An 18,466-nucleotide genomic window follows, 5' to 3' on the forward strand; every position below is an offset into this window, starting at 1 on the left:
TAATTAAAAGAGTTGAGAATCGTGTGTCGAAAAAACAATAATTAGGGGAAATTGTTACGATTTTGAGACATGATTCAAATCCAGTCTCTATGGAGTGCAATCAAGTGAAATTTATTATATACTTTTTAATGAAGAGTAATGGTTCTTTGTATTGTTTATGTTCCCATCTACAAATGAGTAATAAGTACGTCCACTTGTCATTAGGTTACTCCTACTTTTATAAAGCAATCCCTGCTCGTAATCTATTCCATGCTCATGTAGACTGCGCTTAATTTTGCACAGTCCTATTGGAATGGTCAAAATTAGCATTTCCACGCGAATTCCATTATTTGCTTACATCATACACCTATATTACATCCAATTCAAGGACTACTTCACATCTGAAATGAAATCATGATGTGAGGGAATTAATATAAAAAACGTCAGTATCTGAACATTCAGGTGTCCTGGTCGAAAATCTAGGAGGTCATGCTTTGAGCTGGTTAAATTTCGCCATATTTCTACCGATTCTGTACGCTGTTTTTATTCCATTCTTTTATAAGAAGGTTTCCTCGGTACACACAGGTTGGTTTGTCTTACCGATTCCTTTAGTATTATTTATTTATCTCACAACCTCAATCGCGGATATTGCAAATGGCGAGAGATTTATGCATACGGTTTCGTGGATACCGTCACTCGGCATAAACTTCACCACACATCTTGATGGATTAAGCTTAATTCTAGCGTTGTTAATAACAGGAGTGGGAACACTTGTTATTGCCTATTCAATCTTTTATCTTTCCATGAAAAGAGAAGCCCTTCATAATTTCTACATTTACTTGTTGTTGTTTATGGGTGCAATGTTAGGTGTTGTATTATCTGATAATTTAATGGTTCTTTATCTTTTCTGGGAGTTAACAAGTGTATCTTCCTTCTTATTAATTGCTTTTTGGTATCAACGTGATAAATCACGCTACGGTGCTCAAAAATCTATGCTTATCACCGTAACAGGTGGAATTTCGATGCTCGCTGGTTTTATTATGCTTCAATCGATGACTGGATCTTGGAGTGTACGTGAGATTATCGGACAAGCAGGGACACTTTCTGACTCTAGCTTGTTTATTCCAGCTATGTTATTGATTTTACTCGGTGCCTTTACAAAATCAGCACAATTTCCATTCCATATCTGGTTACCTGATGCAATGGAAGCTCCGACACCGGTTAGTGCGTATCTTCACTCGGCAACAATGGTTAAAGCAGGGATCTATCTTGTTGCTAGATTCACGCCTGTATTCGGTGGAGAAGCAACCTGGTTCTGGATCGTGAGTATGGTTGGACTCATCACACTATTCTGGGGTTCATATACAGCCGTCAGACAGACAGACTTAAAAGCCTTGCTAGCTTATTCTACGATTAGTCAGCTAGGGATGATTATGAGCATGCTTGGTATTGGCTCTGCAGCACTTTACTTTGATGCTGGTTCGGATGCTTTCAAATATTCGTCTTTGGCCGTTCTTGCAGCATTGTTTCATTTAATCAATCACTCGACCTTTAAAGGGGCGCTTTTCATGGTAGTAGGGATTGTCGACCATGAAACAGGTACACGTGATATTCGCAGGCTAGGCGGTCTGATGACGATTATGCCGATTACATTTACGTTTGCTGCGATTGGTAGCTTTGCTATGGCAGGTTTACCACCGTTTAATGGATTCCTAAGTAAAGAAATGTTTTTCTCTGCTGTCTTAACGGCATCAGATCTTGGTATCTTCCATATGCAAACCGTCGGACTGATGTTTCCAATCATTGCTTGGGTCGCAAGTGTACTCACATTTGTTTATTGTATGATTCTTGTCTTCCGAACGTTTACCGGAAACTACAATCCGGAGAAACTTGAGAAAAGCGCACATGAGGCACCAATTGGGATGCTGATTCCACCGGGGATCCTGGTTTCATTTGTTGTTGTCATTTTCTTCTTCCCTCAAACAATGGCTGATTATATTTTAAATCCAGGTGTGCAGGCTGTTTTACCATTAGAAAATGCTAATTACTACACTGAAATTAAGGCATGGCATGGTTGGGAACCTGAACTCTGGATGACAATTGCTGTAGTGATTTTAGGAAGCCTACTTTTTGTCTTCCTGCGTAGCTGGCAGGGTGTATATAGTCTGTTCCCAAGAGAATGGTCATTTAACACGGTATACAATGCCATTCTTGTTGGCTCAGAAAAGAGTTCAGAGAAATTAACAGGGAAATATATGACGGGATCACTAAGACATTACCTGCTTTATATTTTCAGTTTTTTGATCTTAGCAGTAGGCACTGTAATCTTTGCTACAAATGGGTTTGTAATTGATACGTCCAACGATGCACCTGTGAATATCTATGAACTGATTCTTATTAGTATCATTGCCATCGCAGCTGTTGGTATTATTTTTGCTAAATCCAGATTAACAGCGATCATCTTAAATGGTGTTCTTGGTTATATGGTCGCCATTTTCTTTGTTATCTTCCGTGCACCGGATTTGGCCCTTACACAGCTCGTTATTGAAACGGTGTCTGCTGCCTTGTTCCTCTTATGCTTCTTCTTCCTTCCTGAATGGAAGAAAGAGAACGTGACTCGAAAGGTGAAAGGACTTAACCTAGTTATTTCATTAGGGGTTGGTACGATTGTGACGCTTGTTATGTTATCAATTCAAGGCAATCGTCTCTTTGATAGTATTTCAAGCTACTTTGAGGATGCCTATAAGTTAGCTGGTGGTAAAAACATCGTAAACGCCATTTTGGCTGATTTCCGTGCATTTGATACGATGCTTGAGATTCTTGTTTTAGCGATTGCAGGACTCGGCGTGTACACACTGATTAAATTAAAATCGTCGGAAGGGGAGGATAGACGTGAAAGTAAATGATGTGATTTTACAAACTGTCAGTAAAATAGCTACGTTTATCATTCTGACTTTTGGTGTCTATCTGTTCTTAGCTGGACACCATGAGCCCGGTGGTGGATTTATCGGTGGCTTGGTGCTCGCATCTGCCTTAGTTCTGCTGTATCTTGCCTTTGATATACAGACCGTAGAGAAAGGAATTCCGATTAACTATAGGCTAATGGCAGGGATCGGGGTTCTGGTTTCTATTTGTACAGGTATTAGTTCTTTGTTTTACGGAACCAATTTCTTGAACATGGAATTTGATTACTTTAATCTTCCAATCTTCGGAGAGACAGAGCTAACAACAGTTACAATCTTTGAAATTGGCGTATCACTAGCTGTTATCGGTACAGCGTTAACAATCATTCTAAGCATAAGTGAGGATGTTGATTAATGGAGACACTTATGGCGTTATTAGTTGGTTTATTATTCACGGTGGGAACCTATATGGTTCTCTCAAAAAATATTGTTCGTATCATTCTGGGCACAGCGATCTTTTCGCATGGTGCACACTTACTGCTTATAACAATGGGAGGATTAAAGGGAGGCGCAGCTCCTTTACTCGATCAAGGTAATGACGCATTTGTTGATTCGTTGCCTCAAGCTTTAATTCTGACAGCTATTGTAATCAACTTCGGTGTAACGGCCTTTTTCCTAGTGTTGGCTTACAGAGGTTATACGGAGCTCGGGACAGATGATATGAATCAGCTAAGGGGGAATAAAGATGAATAATCTTGTTATCTTCCCAATGCTCATTCCAGTCATTGCGGGACTTATCATGATCGTCTTTAGACATCAAATTAAATTCCAAAGGGTATTGAGTATCGTTTCTGTACTTGCAATTGCAGGAGTAACGGGTGTCCTGATCCATCAGGTTAACGTTGAAGGAATACAGACGATTTATCTTGGGGGCTGGAAGCCGCCATTTGGTATTGTGTTTGTAGGAGATATGTTTGCACTCATTCTTGTACTAACTTCTGCAATTGTTGCAATTGCTTGCTTATTTTACGCTTTCTCATCAATCGGAAAAAAGCGTGAGACCTTTTACTTCTATGCATTTGTACAATTTTTGCTTGCAGGTGTCATTGGGTCATTCTTAACTGGAGATTTGTTTAACTTATTTGTTTGCTTTGAAGTTATGTTACTGGCTTCTTATGTGTTAATTGCGCTTGGCGGAGAGAAGATTCAATTAAGAGAGTCTTTAAAATACGTATTGATTAATGTTCTTTCTTCCATGCTATTTCTTATTTCAGCAGGGTTTCTATACGGAGCTGTAGGAACTTTAAACATGGCTCAGCTAGCTGAGCGTGTAGCTGAAGCGGGTCAAGGAGGAATCTTAACAACGATTGCCATCTTATTTCTTATTGTCTTTGGCTTAAAATCTGCGTTGTTCTTATTCTTCTGGTTACCTGGGGCATACGGTGCTCCACCAACTGCTGTGGCAGCATTATTCGGTGCCCTCTTAACAAAAGTAGGGATTTATGCCTTATTTAGAACCTTTACGTTGATCTTCCCGCATGAACCGGGTATTACTCATACCTTGCTTGGGATTATGGCAGGTGCAACCATGCTACTTGGAGCCATAGGAGCGATTGCGTATCAGGATATTAAGCGAATTGTTTCTTATAATGTCATTGTTGCAGTTGGATTTATCATTGCTGGACTGGCCATTTTCACAACGCCATCAATTGAAGGAGCGATCTATTACTTGATTCACGATATGATTGCGAAAGCCTTGTTGTTTTTATTGGCTGGTACCGTCATCTACCTTACAGGTCAAAAGTGGTTAAAAGAGGTTGGCGGTCTTATCCGTCACTTCCCGGTACTCGGGTGGACATTCTTTATCGTTGTTCTTGCATTAGCTGGTATTCCACCGTTAAGTGGATTTATTGGGAAGGTCCTTGTTACACAAGGAGCTATCATGGAAGGATCTTATGTGCTCGCTGCGATTGCGCTTGGCTCAAGTATTCTTGTTCTCTATTCACTCCTTAAGATCTTCAAGAATTCTTTCTGGGGAGAGGCGATCATGGGTAAAGAGGAGATGGAACCACTTAAGATGGGTATGCTGATTCCATGTGTATTCCTGGCTGCACTTAGCCTTGCGTTTGGTCTAGGAATCGAAGGAATCTCAGGATACGTCACGGAAGCCGCAAAGACTTTAATGGATCCATCCAAGTATATTGATGCTGTTCTCTATAACCAATAAGCTACCAGCTTAAAAGAAAGAAGGTGAAGAGTTGTCTATCCAGTTACTTTTAAATATCTTTATTGCCCTCCTATGGGTATTCTTACAAGATTCATTTGAGATCACAAACTTTATTACAGGGTTTTTAGTCGGGTTGAGTTTAATCTTTATTATGAGAAGGTTTTTTCCAACACCCTTTTATCTTAAAAAAGTTTTCTCGATTATTCATCTGCTCTATTTATTTAACTTAGAACTTGTTATATCAAGTGCGTTAATCATCAAGCAAATTCTTCGACCTAAGTTAAATATCACCCCTGGTATCTTCAGCTTTGAAACAGAGCTTGAAAGTGATATGGAAGTAACGGTTCTGGCGTTGTTATTGACATTAACTCCAGGATCAGTAGTACTTGAGATAACTGAAGACAACAAGGTGTTCTATATTCATGCTATGGATATTCCTGAATCTAGAGACGCCGTTCTAAAAGCTAAGAAGACGTTTGAGAAAGCGATTATGGAGGTGACAAGATAATGCTTGAAATCGTAGGATATATTGCTTTAATCTTTCTCTCCATTTCCATTTGTATTGGATTGTTTAGAGTCATTAAAGGACCATCCATGCCTGATCGGGTTATTGCTCTCGATACAATAGGAATTAACTTGATATCTGCCGTAGCAGTTATTTCAATTACCCTGGATACGGGGGCTTTTCTAGAGGTCATCTTGTTACTAGGTATTTTATCTTTTATCACGACTGTAGCCTTTTCAAAATTCTTGGAAAGGGGTGTAGTCATTGAGCGTAAGCGGGACAGGTGAGATTATTGCAGCCGTTTTGATTTTAATTGGAACATTAATGAGTGTGATCAGTGCGTTTGGTCTCATTCGATTACCTGATGTGTACACCCGTTCCCATGCCGGAACAAAAAGTGCGACTCTCGGTGTCTTGTGTACACTAACAGGAACCTTTATATTTTTCTGGTTCGTAAATGATTTTATAAGTGTACGTTTGATTCTAGGAATTGTGTTTGTATTCCTAACAGCTCCAGTAGCGGGTCATTTAATCAGCCGGGCTGCTTATCATTCAGGTGTTCCAATGACGGAAGATAGCGTGCAGGATCAATTAAAAGAAGACATGGAAAAAAAGAAAAAAACACAATCGTCTAAAGAAGACGAATGAAAAAGCCGACTGGATCAACATCCAGTCGGCTTCTTGTTTAGTTGGCTTCTTCCCAATAAGGAGAACGGTCATAGTGAGCATATAGCCTGCTCTCATGTTCCCTTGTAAATGGCTCATGAATCTCATAATCAGGTGCACTTTCAACTAGTTCTTTATCTACATTCACTGTAATGGTCTTATCCTGCCAAGATATATCTGTAATCCATTCAGCAGCGAGTGGCACTGGTTCTCTTGTGAAAGCTCCACCAACATCTACAATAATGTAGTTAATCGTCCAGTCGTGTTCATTTAACATAAAGTCTAATGCTTTTCCGACCTCACCGTTTTTAACATGAATCTTATACCCACGCAAATCGTTGATACTTTGCAGTGAATTTTGTTCTGTTTGCTGGGTCATCGCATCTTGCTCGTCTTCCGTACGATTAACGTTAGGATTGGCAATCGGATAAGGGATCATCATACCTGGTGCAGCAGGGTATGATCCTGGAGACCCCATACCAGCGCTCGCGCCGCCTATAGGAGCACCCCAGTAATGTCGCCATCCATAGTGATCACGAAGCTCAGCCTCGTATTGACGTGATACCGGTTCGTGTGAAGAAGGCTTAGGACTGTCTTTAATTTGGTCTTTTGTTAAATTGACGTCAATTCGTTCCTTTTCCTGTTCAATTGAAGTAACGGATTCAGGACTTAGTAGAACTTTCCCACCAAAAAACCAAGTACGCGTGTCACCAACAAAGTAACGAAGGGTAAATGTATTGGATTCAAAGTAGAGATCAGCGATGGAACCAAGCTCGCCGTCTGTGGCATTCATCGAAAAGCTTTCCAAGGTTTTTGCTTGAATAAACATTCTACTCTCCCTTTCCACATGAATCATTTATTTGTACTCTATATAACCGCTTTCAGCTGATTTGAAACACGTGCTTAAGTAAGATTGAAAGGTTGGGAAAATGTTAAGATGTATGAGTAAATCCTCTTTTGATAAGAAAAATCATGTATAATGAAAGCGCTTCAATTAATTACATAAGGAGGAGTTCTATGTCAAAAAAAAGGCGTAGTAAGAAGGTTTTAGTCGGACTTATGGTTGGGGTATTGGCATGTAGTAACATATCCGTACAAGAAGCGTTAGGGGAAGAGGAGATGCATGATTTATCCGTAACAGAAGTCACAGATAACGGTGTCACATTGTCTTGGGAAAAAGAAGAGGGTGCAGAATCATATAATGTATACTGGGCAGATAAAGACACAGAAAATATGGAATACCGATTACTTGATAATGTAACCGATACAACCTACACCTACGAACGATCCACACATATTCCTCACTATTTTAAAATAGCTCCAGTGATTGATGGAACGGAACAAGAGACTTCAAATACCGTGCGTTCAAGTATTAAAAAAGAATTTAATCCACAGCTTGAAGAACTAGATCGTGGTGTTGTGGCCGTCGCTACGTCAGAAGGCGTTTTTGTGAGCTGGCGCTTATTAAAGGAAGAAGCCACGGGTTATTCAGATACGGGTCTAACAGGCGTAAACTTTCATGTGCACCGTGATGGGAGCAAGATTGCTGAAATAACGGACAGCACAAATTATCTAGATGCAAAAGGGACAGAAGGATCTGAATACACCGTGAGAGCTGTTAAAGACGGAGTTGAGCTGGATGAAAGTGATCCGGTCAATCCATGGGCTGATGGATATTATGACCTGCCTCTTCAAAAGCCTGAAGATGGTGTGACGCCAGCTGGGGAGCAATATACGTATCATGCGAATGATATGAGTGTCGGCGATGTTGATGGCGATGGTCAATACGAATTTATTGTGAAATGGGACCCGTCTAATTCTAAGGATGTTTCTCAAAAAGGGTATACAGGAAACACATACATTGATACGTATACCTTTCAGGGAGAATTGCTTTATCGCATTGATTTAGGTATAAATGTTCGTTCTGGTGCACATTATACACAGTTTTTAGTGTACGACTTTGACGGTGATGGCAAGGCTGAAATGATGTTTAAAACAGCGCCAGGTACAAAAATCATTACGTACGCTGATGATGGGGCTGTAGAGTCAGAAGAATATATCACAATGCCGGAAGAAGATCTGACAAAAGGGTTTAGTCATGAAGATGATTACCGAATGAGCTCAGATGATTACTACGAGCATTTGGTTGAGATGTTTATGGGATGGCATGATCATGAGGAGGTTGTCGCGGGGAATTGGCCAGAGACGCTTGAAGAAAGCTTTGGATTGGACCCACAATATGAGTATCCTCTCTCAAAAGAAGATGCAGAAGCACTCGTTGATCATTTTATAGACGACTACGCACCATCGCGTAGTGAACGAAATCACCTACGAGATTTTGAAGGCTTTATCGTTGAGGGACCGGAGTATTTAACGGTGTTTGAAGGAGAGTCAGGTAAAGAACTAGAAACCATACACTATAAACCAGGAAGAAGCGATGATGGCTTAATGTGGGGAGACTATGCGATGAATCGTATTGAGCCAGGAAATCGTGTCGACCGGTTCCTTGCGGGAGTTGCATACTTAGATGGAGAGAGACCATCAGCCGTGTTTGCAAGAGGCTACTATACTCGAACAACGCTTGTTTCATACGATTGGAACGGTGAGAATTTAGAAGAGAAATGGTATGTAGACAGTGGCTGGACGCCGATGTCGAATCCGTTTAATGATGGTCCACATGGGACTGATGGGACAGATGAGGAATTTGGGACAATTACTACTCAAGGGGCACATTCCTTAAGTGTTGCTGATGTGGACGGGGATGGAAAGCACGAGATCATATACGGAGGAGCAACCATTGATCATGATGGCACACTTCTCTACAGCTCGTTTGATACGTTGCCTCCAGGAAGCGCAGATCCTGGATCAGAGGCGAGACTTGGGCATGGTGATGCGCTACATGTAGCCGATGTGAATCCAGATCGACCAGGACTTGAAAGCTTTATGGTGTTTGAAGGTGGACCGTGGGCTCCTTACGGTTACGCCTTGCGTGATGCTGAATCGGGTGACGTCATTTATGGAGGCTACACTGGTCGAGATACAGGTCGAGGGATGGTAGGAGATGTTAATCCCGACACAAGAGGACTTGAGACGTGGGCAGTTGGTTTGTGGACAGCTGATGGGGAGAAGCTTAGTGACAGAATGCCAGGAACAAATTTCAACATTAAATGGTCAGGTGATCTTACAACTCAAATTGTAAATGGCTCCATTGATCAAACACCAACCATTGATGATTGGCAGAAGGGTAGACTTCTAACTGCAGAAGGAACACGCACAAACAATTATACAAAAGGAACGCCTTCACTTGTAGCTGATATCTTTGGTGATTTTAGGGAAGAGCTACTCGTGCGTACGACAGATAGCTCAGCTATTCGAATGTATACAAGCACAGAGGTGACAGAGCATAAGCTGTATACACTCATGCATGATACACAGTATCGGACTGGTATTGCGTGGCAAAATGTAACCTACAACCAACCTTCCTATCCAAGCTTTTATTATGCATCAGATATGGACTGGGAGTACGTGCCTGTATCAGAAGCAGAGCAGCAGGTTGATCCGCTTTTGGAGCTGGAGTCTACTTTGACAGCTTTTGTTGATGCAGGAGAAGTGACGGCACCGTTGTCCAAAACATTATTTAAAGAAATTGATCGAGCGAAGATTCATGCTGAGGGTGGATCGACGAAACAGATTATAAAGGGAATGGAAGCGTTAAAAGCTGAGCTACACGATGACAAAAATAAAGCCTACGCTACTGATGAAGCGAGAATGGTGTTAACGGAATGGGTGGAGCAAGTTATCGACGAATCGTCTAACTAAAAGGTTTGAGCTTCGGCGGTCGCTACCGTGATGGGGGCACGCTTTCCTAGGGAGGGCAAGGTTGAACTAACCTGGCTACGCCAAGGTCATTTCAACCTTGCCCTTTTCTCCCTCAGGAGTCGGCCGCCCATCCCGTCCGCTTTGTGAGACGTATGCATTCATTTTGCAGGAAGAGATGAATTGTGTAGGAGCTTCGGCCGCCGCTACCGGGGTGGTGGCACTCTTTTCCCAAAAGGAAGAGGCTGAGACAAAGATAAAATACAACTGGAAAATGGCGAATGATTCAACAATCGAATCATTCGCCATTCGTATTTTATAGGATAAAACGAGCGAAAGGAGAACCCGAGACTCCTATGGAATAGTACGTGGTGAAGACTCTGCAGCGGTGGGTTTCCGCGTAAGAGGCTGAGGCCGGACCCATGGAAAGCGAGGGATTCTCCTGCAGCGGATTTGTTGCTATGTTCGTGTTTTCATAAGGGTTTTACTGTTATGTCCCAGAATCATTCTTTTCCAATTGTAATTGCACGAATCTTTTCGATGGCTGCCTTAGGTTCTCGTTCATAGGTGACAAGGCCGTTAATTTCTTGTTCAACATCTGTGAGCTGTGTGTAGCAAAATCCTTTGACAAGCGGAGATTCATATAACGCTTCAATGACAGCAGCGTACCCTTTTAAAAACTCCTCCTCGGTTGTTGCATGGGAGTAACCCCAGCCGTCCCAGTCACTTTGTTTAAAGGAGATACCTCCAAACTCTGTGACAAGTACTGGCTCACCTAAGTATTGATACCCTAGCGCGTAGAGGTTCTTTCCAGAGGGAAGAAAGCTGAGCGCACCATCATGCGTCCGATATCTCTCTTTGAGAATTTCTTTGGAGGCTTCGTAATCGTGAATGGTACACAAATCAGACTGCGTGTGCTCCCACCCGTCATTCGACATAACCAATCGCGTTTGATCAATCGACTTGGTCAGATGATACATAGCCACACTATGATGACGTTGCTTCGCACTTGTTAACAGATCAGGCACACCCCAGCTTTCATTTATTGGAACCCAAGCAACAATGCAGGGGTGGTTGTAATCACGCTTTATGACATCAAGCCACTCCTTGGTCAGTCGCTCCACCGCGCGTTCGCTATAGATATAGCTATTTGCCATTTCCGCCCACACAAGTAGTCCGAGCCTGTCAGCCCAGTAATAATAGAGCGGATCCTCGACCTTTTGATGCTTCCTCGCCCCGTTAAAACCTAGCTGCTTTGTCAGCTTGATGTCTTGGATGAAGCTCTCTTCAGATGGAGCCGTGAGAACCCCATCTGGAAAGTAGCCCTGATCTAAGACAAGCTTCATATAATAAGGCTTGTTGTTTAAATAAACCTCACCGTTTGAGACAGAGACCTTTCTCATCCCAAAATAACTTTCTACTTCATCGACAACTTTGGTTCCGTCATGGAGCTTGAAGGTTACATCGAAGAGGGAAGGATTTTCTGGACTCCATAACCACTCTTCGTGCTGCGTTGCAGGATGAACAATGGAGTATTGTCGTTGGCCCTGCTCGTTAAGAATAGTCATGCGGTCGTTCACAATCGTTGCACCGTTAAAAGAAATGGACACCTCAAGCTCAAGGTTCGAGGCTACTCCATGAATGTGATAGTCTAGCTTGATTTGCTTTTCGTCAATATCAGGTGTGAAGGATACATGAGATAGATGGCGCTGATGCACGGTCTCAAGCCAAACGGTCTGCCAAATACCTGTTGTCCTAGTGTAGAAGATGCTCTCTGATTTTTCTTTCCAATATTGCTTTCCACGTGGCTGATCGAGGTCAGTCGATGAATCCACCGCTAGAACAACCAACTCATTATCCCCAGTATGAACAAGTGAGGTGACGTCTAACTTAAATGGCGTGTGACCACCTTGATGCGACCCGGCTAATTGACCATTTACCCAAATCGTCGCCTCGTAGTCTACAGCTCCGAAATGAAGGTGGTAGAGAGACCTTTGTTCTTTTTGAAGGCTGAATTGGCGCTTATACCAGACCCGGTCGTGAAACGTCGTATCGTGTATGCCGCTCAACGCAGCCTGATAGGCAAACGGAACATGAATCGTTTTAGAAAATGAATGCTCCTTGTACCATTTGTCTGTGACTCCAACATCGTGATCATCATATTCAAATAACCATTCTCCATTTAAATTCGTCCATTTAGGACGTTTGAAATGGGGCCTTGGATACTCCGTACGAATCATGTTCAATGAACTCACTCCTTTTAAATGTGTTACCCTTTTATTCCGGTAAAACTGATTCCTTTTACAATTTGTTTCTCAAAAAGCAAGAAAGCGATGATAACTGGAATAGATGCGAGTGCATTCACCGTCATCGGCAGAATGTAGCTCTCTGAATAGTTCGAGTTAAACATCGGTATTCCTACTGGAAGTGTATAAAGAGATTCAGAGATGATCGCTAAATAGGGCCATAGGAAGTTATTCCATGAACCAATAAAGGTTAGAATCCCAATCGCAGCAAGTGCCGGCTTGGCCAGTGGTAGCACGATATTCCAGAAAAGACGAATGTCTGAGCAGCCATCAATTTGGGCACTTTCAATGACTTCATTTGGAACGCCATCAAAGAAGCTTTTCAGAATAATGACCCCAAGTGGAGCGGCAATCATCGGAAGAATCAAACCGCTATACGTATCCAATAAATTCATAGCGCCAATAATCTCATAGAGAGGAATAATCATGGCTTCACCAGGAACCATCAACCCCGCAATAAAGAACACAAAGAGTGCGCGGCGATAACGGAATTTCATTTTTGATAGCGCAAACGCAGCTAGTGAAGTAAGAACTAGTGTTAGCACCGTAGTGATTAAACCTACAATGAAACTATTCCAAACCCATAAGAAAATATCACTTCCACCAATCACGTCAATATAGTTCACAAAGGTATAAGGAGGAAGAAACCACTCAAGTGGAGAAGCAGCAGGCTGACTTTCAGGCTTAAGTGAGACAAAAATCATCCAAAAGATTGGAAACAAGAATAAAAAGGTCATGAATAAGGCCAGAATGACCTTTGGCAACCGAAGTGGATCCCGTTTTTGAGATAATGCCGACTGTGGCTGAGTACTCATATCATTCGGCCTCCTTTACCGCCCATACGTAGCTGAACTAATGAGAGAAGGAGTAGGACGACAAAAAGCAAGTACGACATGGCAGCAGCATAGCCAAGGTCATATCTCTCAAAGCCCATTTCGTAAATATACAGGATAATAGGTCGTGTTGACGTACCAGGTCCGCCTCCAGTAATTAAAAGAATCTGGCCAAAAACCTTAAAGGAAGCCAGTACTTGAAGGAGTAAAATCACTCGGGTAATTGGAAGTAGCTGTGGTAACGTAATTTTCCAGAACATCATCATCCGAGTAGCACCGTCCACCTCGGCAGCTTCATAAAGATCATCTGGGATGTTTTGCAGGGAGGTTAGAAAGAGGATCATATTAAATCCGACCGTCCACCATAATGTCACCCCAATAATGCTGACCCAGGCAAGAGAGGGCTCTGCAAGCCAAAAGGGCTCCTGGTTGATTCCAAACGCTTGAATCAGATTGTTAACTACCCCTGTATAAGGCTGAAGCATGAATATTGCCACATAGGAAATAACAGAGACTGATAGAATACTAGGGATAAAGAAGGCTCCACGTATTAACGTACGAAATCGTGTATTTAAATTCGCAAGTAAGGCTAGAAATAAGGCTAAGATCACCATTGTGGGTGTTGATAATAGAACAAACAGCGTTGTATTGCCGAAAGCCTCCCAAAAGTTCGGATCCGTTAAGACGTTCTGGTAATGTTCGAGTCCAATAAAATCTTGTTTTTCAATGAGCGTCCAATTAAAGAAGCTCATCTGCATTCCTTTAAAGATAGGGAAAACCGTAAACGCAACATACACAATAAAGAAAGGAAGAATAAAAGGGAGCGGGCGTAATTCATTTTTCCATGATTTCCTGTTCAAAGGGCACACCTCCTTGTGTATACGTATTTTATCGAATCGTAATTTCTAGATCATTTATCATCTTCTGGATTCCTTCTTCTGGCGTCAGTCTACCAGCCATAATTTCATCTAAGCTTCGTGTCATATCTGTTTCAGCTGCACTTTGATAGATCGTTTGATCGGTATACACAACGTCAGCTGAAATGGATGCGTAATCAGTGCGATATGGCATATCTTGATATTCCTGTGATTCTACAATTTCAGGCTTGGAAGGGATGTGACCAGCCTTGGCCCAATCAAGTCCACTATCGCTTACGTATTGAATGAACTCCATCTTTGCTCGCTGCCTTTCATCTGTTGTTTCAGCGTGAATCGGTATGATCAGCGTATGTGATCCACCTTGTGCTGCATCCACATCAAACAGCTGTGGGAATGGAACCGCTGTAAAAGGCAGCTCAGCAGCCTCCCAGATCCCTGTGCCCCATACTCCAGTCATTAAGCTAAATGCATTACCAGATTGGAAGGTTTCGTAAGGATCGCTTAAGTGCATCGGAATCACGTCGCCAAAGAACTGCAAAAGATAGTCAGCCGCTTCTACGGCAATCTCTTCATCTAGCGTAATATCAGGATTCGTTAGATCATCAGAGAAGATGGGTGTTCCACCCATCTGAAAGTAAATGGTCCACCACCAGCGATAGACATCAAGTCCTCCGGTTGGTATGGCGATTCCCGTCTTGTCAGGTAATGCCTCCCGAGCCTCTTGAAAGAAGTTCAGGAAACCTTCTGGTGTTTCTTCGATAATCGGTTGCCCATTATCATCTAAGAGACCAGCTTCTTCTGCTAGCTCTGTATTGACATAAAGGATGAAAGGATGAGAATCTAACGGCACCGCATGGTAGCTTCCATCAACCTCCATTGCCTCTTGAAGATTCTCATAGAAATCATTAAAATCCAGTCCAACCTCCTGTGAGAGATCATTCAATGGCACGGTTAATCCTTGATTGACAAGCTCAGGCAAAACAGCGGCATGTGATACCGCGACATCAGGTCCACGATTGGCAGCAACGCTCGTAACGAGTTTAGTATAATAATCATCAAAGTCCTGCAAGATGATATTTACATAGATCTCGTCCTGAGATTCATTAAATGATGTAACGATATCTTGCATGTAGCTTAAGTCTCCACCACCAAACAATACCCAGTAATTAAGCTGAATTCGACCATCACTGGTAGTGAGTTCTGTGCGGTTGCACGCAGTTAATAGAATGAGAGAGCAGCATGCGACCAGTAACCATCTTTTACTTTGTCCAATCATCTGAACATCTCCTTTCTAACTCAATTTAAGTAAGCGCTTCCAAACTAATATAGATTGATCTAACCTATTCGTATAAATAGATAATTAGAAGCAATAAAAAGGTTAAATTATACGTACCACTTTATCACCGGCTTAATTGTAAGTCAATTTACAAATTACTGATTTCAACAAGTTGATCATGCATATTTAACTTGTTTTACCTATCTTTTTCATATTTAATAGATAGTAACAGGAAAAGGTATGTTAAAAGGGGAATGAACGCCGTGAATAAGATTATGGTTGTTGGTTCTTCAGCTGGGGCGGGGAAATCAACATTTGCTAGAAAACTATCAAGTGTGCTTCATCTGCCAGTTCATCATCTGGATACACTGTTCTGGAAGCCGGGCTGGATAGAAGAGGACAAGGAGATTTTTATTAAGAAGCAACAAGCATTAGCTCAAACGGAGCAGTGGATTATAGAAGGAAACTATAATGCGACCTTTAATGAACGTTTAAGTAAAGCGGATACCATTGTGTTTATCCATTGCCCTCTTTGGCGGTGTTTGTATCAAGTTGTAAAGAGGCGAATTATGTTTCATGGTAAGTCAAGGCCAGACCTGACAGAGGGCTGTAAGGAGAAAATAGATCCAGGGTTTATCTGGTTTATTTTGAAAACCTATTATCCAAGACAGAAGAAAATGAAGCAAAAGTTAAAACAATTTGAGGAGAGCTCTGATCAACATAAGGTATATGTTCTTTCAGGGCAAAAAGAAATGGAACAATTTCTAGCAGCGTTAAAGGAGGATACAAGTGGAGCAGGATTTTCTTAATCAGTTAAAAGCAACAGATGAAGTATTTGAAGGATGGGACTTTTCCTACGTGTCTGAAACGGGACGTATCGCGACCTCTCTTCTTACGTGGTCATATGGCAGCATCGTTAAAAGCAAAATGGCTTCAGCCACTAGTATGCTTGATATGGGAACAGGTGGAGGTGAACTCCTTAGTTATTTAAGACCTTATCCACAGCACATAAAAGCAACCGAAGGCTATCAACCGAATGTTAGTATAGCCAAGAACCGGTTGGAGCCTTTAGGTGTAACGGTCCTACCATTCGAAGATGATCATGATCTACCTTTGGAGAACGAAGAGTTTGACTTCATTATCAATAAACATGATTCGTTTGATGCAAACGAAGTGAACCGTATTCTAAAATCAGGTGGAACCTTTGTTACTCAGCAAGTGGGAGGCGACGACTGCAGAGAAATCAACGAGTGGTTTAATGTGCCTGTTTCGTATGAGGGTTGGAACTTGGAGAAAGCAGAAAACCAATTGAAGGAAGCGGGGTTTCGAGTGGTGACGGCTAAAGAAGAATTTCCAACTCAGCGCTTTTTTGATTTGGGTGCTCTCCTATACTATTTAAAGGCAATTCCTTGGCAGCTTGAAGGCTGGAAGCAAGAGGATCATCAGGATGAGCTGTATCAAATCTACCTTCGAATGAAGAAAGAAGGGTATATTGATGTCGCACAGCATCGTTTTCTTTTGATCTGTGAAAAGCTTTAATAGATGAACAATGAATATAGGTGTAGTAGAAGACTAATGTTCTCATGTAAGAGAGCGTTAGTCTTTTAATGATGTTATCTAAAGTTGACTTAAAGAGAGTCATTCTTTTTAAAACAAAATAAAACCTAGAACGTAATCATAATCTATTTATCCAAGCGTAGACTAGATATATGTAAGCGCTTACCTTACTAAAGGGGGATAAATGATGAGTAAAGTGTGGAAGAGATGGGTTCTTAGTTCAGCATGTGTAGCGTCTGTATTTATGATGTCTGCTTGCGGTAATGGAGAAGAAAAGGCAGACGATGGACAGGTAGAGCTTACAATATGGCTCTGGAAATCAATGGGGATTGAGAGTTTAATTGAGCAATATGCTGAAGAACACGATATTAAGGTTAACATTCAAATTGCAGATTTTAACGATGTCCATACCAACTTAACAACAGCGCTAGCAGCAGGCAGCGGTGCACCGGATATATCAGCGATAGAAGTAAAAGGAATCGATAAAATGAAGGCCAATCCAGATCATTTTCATAATTTATTTGATTACGGAGGAGCAGAAGCTGAAGGGGATTATTTAGATTGGAAATGGCAGCAAGCTTTATCGATAGATGGTGAATATTTGCTGGGGCTTCCTACTGATATTGGACCACAAGCACTTGCGTACCGAGTGGATTTATTTGAAGAAGCTGGTCTCCCAACTGACAGGGAGGAAGTTGCAGAGCAATTAAAGACCTGGGATGACTTTATTGCGGCGGGAGAGCTTGTAATGGAGAAAACAGGCAAAGCCATGCTTCCAAACCCAGGGAATATGTATGCGGTAATGGAAGGACAGGGGGATTCAAAGTACTTTGATGCGGAAGGGAACATCATCGTTGAAGATAACCCAGCCATACACCGTGCATACGACTATGCCATGGAAGTCATTGAAAAGGGACTAACAACAAATATGGAGGACGGAAGTACAGAATGGTCAGCTGGTCTTGTGAATGGTGACTTTGCCACCGTTGTGGCCCCTGCATGGAGAATGACACAAATTCAAGAAAGTGCACCGGATGCAGCAGGTCTTTGGGATATCACTCAAATCCCTGAGGGGTCAGGGAATATGGGTGGATCGTTCCTGACGGTTCCAAAAGAATCTAAGCACCCTCAGGAAGCATATGATTTAATCGAGTGGGTCTTAGCGCCAGAGCAGCAATTAACGGTATTTAGAGAACTTGGCAACTTCCCTTCCACGCCTTCCGTTTATGATTCAGAGGAGCTAGTAAATTATACAAGTGAGTATTTTAATGATGCGCCAGTAGGAAAGATCTACTCTGAAGCAGCAGAGCGAGTAACTCCAATTCTTGAAGGACCAGAATCTATTCAAATTGAAAAAATTCTTGGAGATGCGGTCACTAGGGTTAGAGATGGGCAGGATACACCAGAATCAAGCTGGGATGCGGCAATGAAAAGTTTAGAACGAGAGATTGGAAGATAACCAAAACCTTTATTGGATGCCGTGCAGTTGCGGCATCCTCATATTAAGTAAGGAGGCAAGT

The 18,466-nt window shown here is 42.0% G+C and carries 17 protein-coding genes; 11 read left to right on the forward strand and 6 right to left on the reverse strand.

Annotated elements, in window-relative coordinates:
• Positions 1–473 precede the first annotated feature (473 nt).
• From JNO66_RS13475 to JNO66_RS13505, 7 genes are read left to right on the forward strand one after another with little or no spacing between them, the layout of a single operon-like run.
• Positions 474–2,885 carry a Na+/H+ antiporter subunit A gene (locus JNO66_RS13475; RefSeq protein WP_203088925.1) on the forward strand — a complete coding sequence of 804 codons (2,412 nt, stop codon included), beginning with the start codon at positions 474–476 and terminating at the stop codon, positions 2,883–2,885.
• Positions 2,872–3,297, forward strand: a complete 426-nt coding sequence (locus JNO66_RS13480) for a Na(+)/H(+) antiporter subunit B (RefSeq protein ID WP_203088927.1) — start codon at positions 2,872–2,874, stop codon at positions 3,295–3,297. Before JNO66_RS13475 ends, JNO66_RS13480 begins: the two co-directional genes overlap by 14 nt.
• A complete protein-coding gene (locus JNO66_RS13485) occupies positions 3,297–3,635 on the forward strand; it encodes a Na(+)/H(+) antiporter subunit C (RefSeq protein WP_203088928.1) in 339 nt (112 codons plus the stop codon). The genes JNO66_RS13480 and JNO66_RS13485 overlap by 1 nt, the downstream gene beginning before the upstream one ends.
• Entirely contained in the window at positions 3,628–5,109 is a 1,482-nt protein-coding gene (locus tag JNO66_RS13490) for a Na+/H+ antiporter subunit D (protein WP_203088929.1), read from the forward strand. The genes JNO66_RS13485 and JNO66_RS13490 overlap by 8 nt, the downstream gene beginning before the upstream one ends.
• 31 nt (positions 5,110–5,140) lie before the next feature.
• Positions 5,141–5,617: a Na+/H+ antiporter subunit E gene (locus JNO66_RS13495; RefSeq protein WP_203088930.1), complete on the forward strand. Its 477-nt coding sequence runs from the start codon at positions 5,141–5,143 to the stop codon at positions 5,615–5,617.
• The gene (locus JNO66_RS13500; RefSeq protein ID WP_203088931.1) at positions 5,617–5,901 is read left to right on the forward strand and encodes a Na(+)/H(+) antiporter subunit F1; all 285 of its coding nucleotides are present in this window, start codon (positions 5,617–5,619) and stop codon (positions 5,899–5,901) included. The genes JNO66_RS13495 and JNO66_RS13500 overlap by 1 nt, the downstream gene beginning before the upstream one ends.
• Positions 5,879–6,262, forward strand: a complete 384-nt coding sequence (locus JNO66_RS13505; RefSeq protein ID WP_203088932.1) for a Na+/H+ antiporter subunit G — start codon at positions 5,879–5,881, stop codon at positions 6,260–6,262. The genes JNO66_RS13500 and JNO66_RS13505 overlap by 23 nt, the downstream gene beginning before the upstream one ends.
• A gap of 37 nt (positions 6,263–6,299) precedes the next feature.
• Here JNO66_RS13505 and JNO66_RS13510 read toward each other — a convergent pair whose 3' ends face one another.
• On the reverse strand, positions 6,300–7,109 hold the full coding sequence (locus JNO66_RS13510) for a PRC-barrel domain-containing protein (RefSeq protein ID WP_203088933.1): 810 nt from the start codon (positions 7,107–7,109) through the stop codon (positions 6,300–6,302).
• Positions 7,110–7,297: 188 nt separating this feature from the next.
• On the opposite strand from JNO66_RS13510, the gene JNO66_RS13515 reads away from it, so the two are divergent.
• The gene (locus JNO66_RS13515) at positions 7,298–10,099 is read left to right on the forward strand and encodes a rhamnogalacturonan lyase family protein (RefSeq protein ID WP_246483281.1); all 2,802 of its coding nucleotides are present in this window, start codon (positions 7,298–7,300) and stop codon (positions 10,097–10,099) included.
• 75 nt (positions 10,100–10,174) lie between these two features.
• Here the strand turns inward: JNO66_RS13515 and JNO66_RS20465 are convergent, their stop codons facing one another.
• The 5 genes from JNO66_RS20465 to JNO66_RS13535 form a co-directional block, all read right to left on the reverse strand.
• Positions 10,175–10,405, reverse strand: coding sequence for a hypothetical protein (locus tag JNO66_RS20465; protein ID WP_210340877.1), 231 nt, complete (start codon positions 10,403–10,405; stop codon positions 10,175–10,177).
• A 194-nt stretch (positions 10,406–10,599) separates the two neighbouring features.
• Positions 10,600–12,336 (reverse strand): glycoside hydrolase family 2 protein, encoded by a 1,737-nt coding sequence (locus JNO66_RS13520; protein WP_203089364.1) that lies wholly within the window; start codon positions 12,334–12,336, stop codon positions 10,600–10,602.
• Between the two features lie 29 nt (positions 12,337–12,365).
• Positions 12,366–13,217, reverse strand: coding sequence for a carbohydrate ABC transporter permease (locus JNO66_RS13525; protein ID WP_203088934.1), 852 nt, complete (start codon positions 13,215–13,217; stop codon positions 12,366–12,368).
• Complete coding sequence (locus JNO66_RS13530; RefSeq protein WP_203088936.1) at positions 13,214–14,095, reverse strand: carbohydrate ABC transporter permease; 882 nt, start codon at positions 14,093–14,095, stop codon at positions 13,214–13,216. Before JNO66_RS13530 ends, JNO66_RS13525 begins: the two co-directional genes overlap by 4 nt.
• A 28-nt stretch (positions 14,096–14,123) precedes the next feature.
• Positions 14,124–15,389, reverse strand: coding sequence for an extracellular solute-binding protein (locus JNO66_RS13535; protein WP_203088937.1), 1,266 nt, complete (start codon positions 15,387–15,389; stop codon positions 14,124–14,126).
• Positions 15,390–15,652: 263 nt separating this feature from the next.
• Here JNO66_RS13535 and JNO66_RS13540 point away from each other — a divergent pair, with 263 nt between their 5' ends.
• The 3 genes from JNO66_RS13540 (at position 15,653) to JNO66_RS13550 (ending at position 18,405) form a co-directional block, all read left to right on the forward strand.
• Entirely contained in the window at positions 15,653–16,198 is a 546-nt protein-coding gene (locus JNO66_RS13540) for a P-loop NTPase family protein (RefSeq protein WP_203088939.1), read from the forward strand.
• On the forward strand, positions 16,179–16,928 hold the full coding sequence (locus tag JNO66_RS13545) for a class I SAM-dependent methyltransferase (RefSeq protein WP_203088941.1): 750 nt from the start codon (positions 16,179–16,181) through the stop codon (positions 16,926–16,928). The genes JNO66_RS13540 and JNO66_RS13545 overlap by 20 nt, the downstream gene beginning before the upstream one ends.
• A gap of 205 nt (positions 16,929–17,133) precedes the next feature.
• A complete protein-coding gene (locus JNO66_RS13550; RefSeq protein ID WP_203088943.1) occupies positions 17,134–18,405 on the forward strand; it encodes an ABC transporter substrate-binding protein in 1,272 nt (423 codons plus the stop codon).
• Positions 18,406–18,466 lie beyond the last annotated feature (61 nt).

It is taken from the genome of Alkalicoccobacillus gibsonii (assembly GCF_016798245.1).
GTDB lineage: Bacteria > Bacillota > Bacilli > Bacillales > Bacillaceae_D > Alkalicoccobacillus > Alkalicoccobacillus gibsonii.

Coding starts and splice junctions, on each gene's coding strand:
- JNO66_RS13485 (WP_203088928.1), top strand. CDS start 3,297: ATGGAGACACTTATGGCGTTATTAGTTGGTTTATTATTCACGGTGGGA.
- JNO66_RS13490 (WP_203088929.1), top strand. CDS start 3,628: ATGAATAATCTTGTTATCTTCCCAATGCTCATTCCAGTCATTGCGGGA.
- JNO66_RS13500 (WP_203088931.1), top strand. CDS start 5,617: ATGCTTGAAATCGTAGGATATATTGCTTTAATCTTTCTCTCCATTTCC.
- JNO66_RS13510 (WP_203088933.1), bottom strand. CDS start 7,109: ATGTTTATTCAAGCAAAAACCTTGGAAAGCTTTTCGATGAATGCCACA.
- JNO66_RS13515 (WP_246483281.1), top strand. CDS start 7,298: ATGTCAAAAAAAAGGCGTAGTAAGAAGGTTTTAGTCGGACTTATGGTT.
- JNO66_RS20465 (WP_210340877.1), bottom strand. CDS start 10,405: ATGGCGAATGATTCGATTGTTGAATCATTCGCCATTTTCCAGTTGTAT.
- JNO66_RS13520 (WP_203089364.1), bottom strand. CDS start 12,336: ATGATTCGTACGGAGTATCCAAGGCCCCATTTCAAACGTCCTAAATGG.
- JNO66_RS13525 (WP_203088934.1), bottom strand. CDS start 13,217: ATGAGTACTCAGCCACAGTCGGCATTATCTCAAAAACGGGATCCACTT.
- JNO66_RS13535 (WP_203088937.1), bottom strand. CDS start 15,389: ATGATTGGACAAAGTAAAAGATGGTTACTGGTCGCATGCTGCTCTCTC.
- JNO66_RS13550 (WP_203088943.1), top strand. CDS start 17,134: ATGAGTAAAGTGTGGAAGAGATGGGTTCTTAGTTCAGCATGTGTAGCG.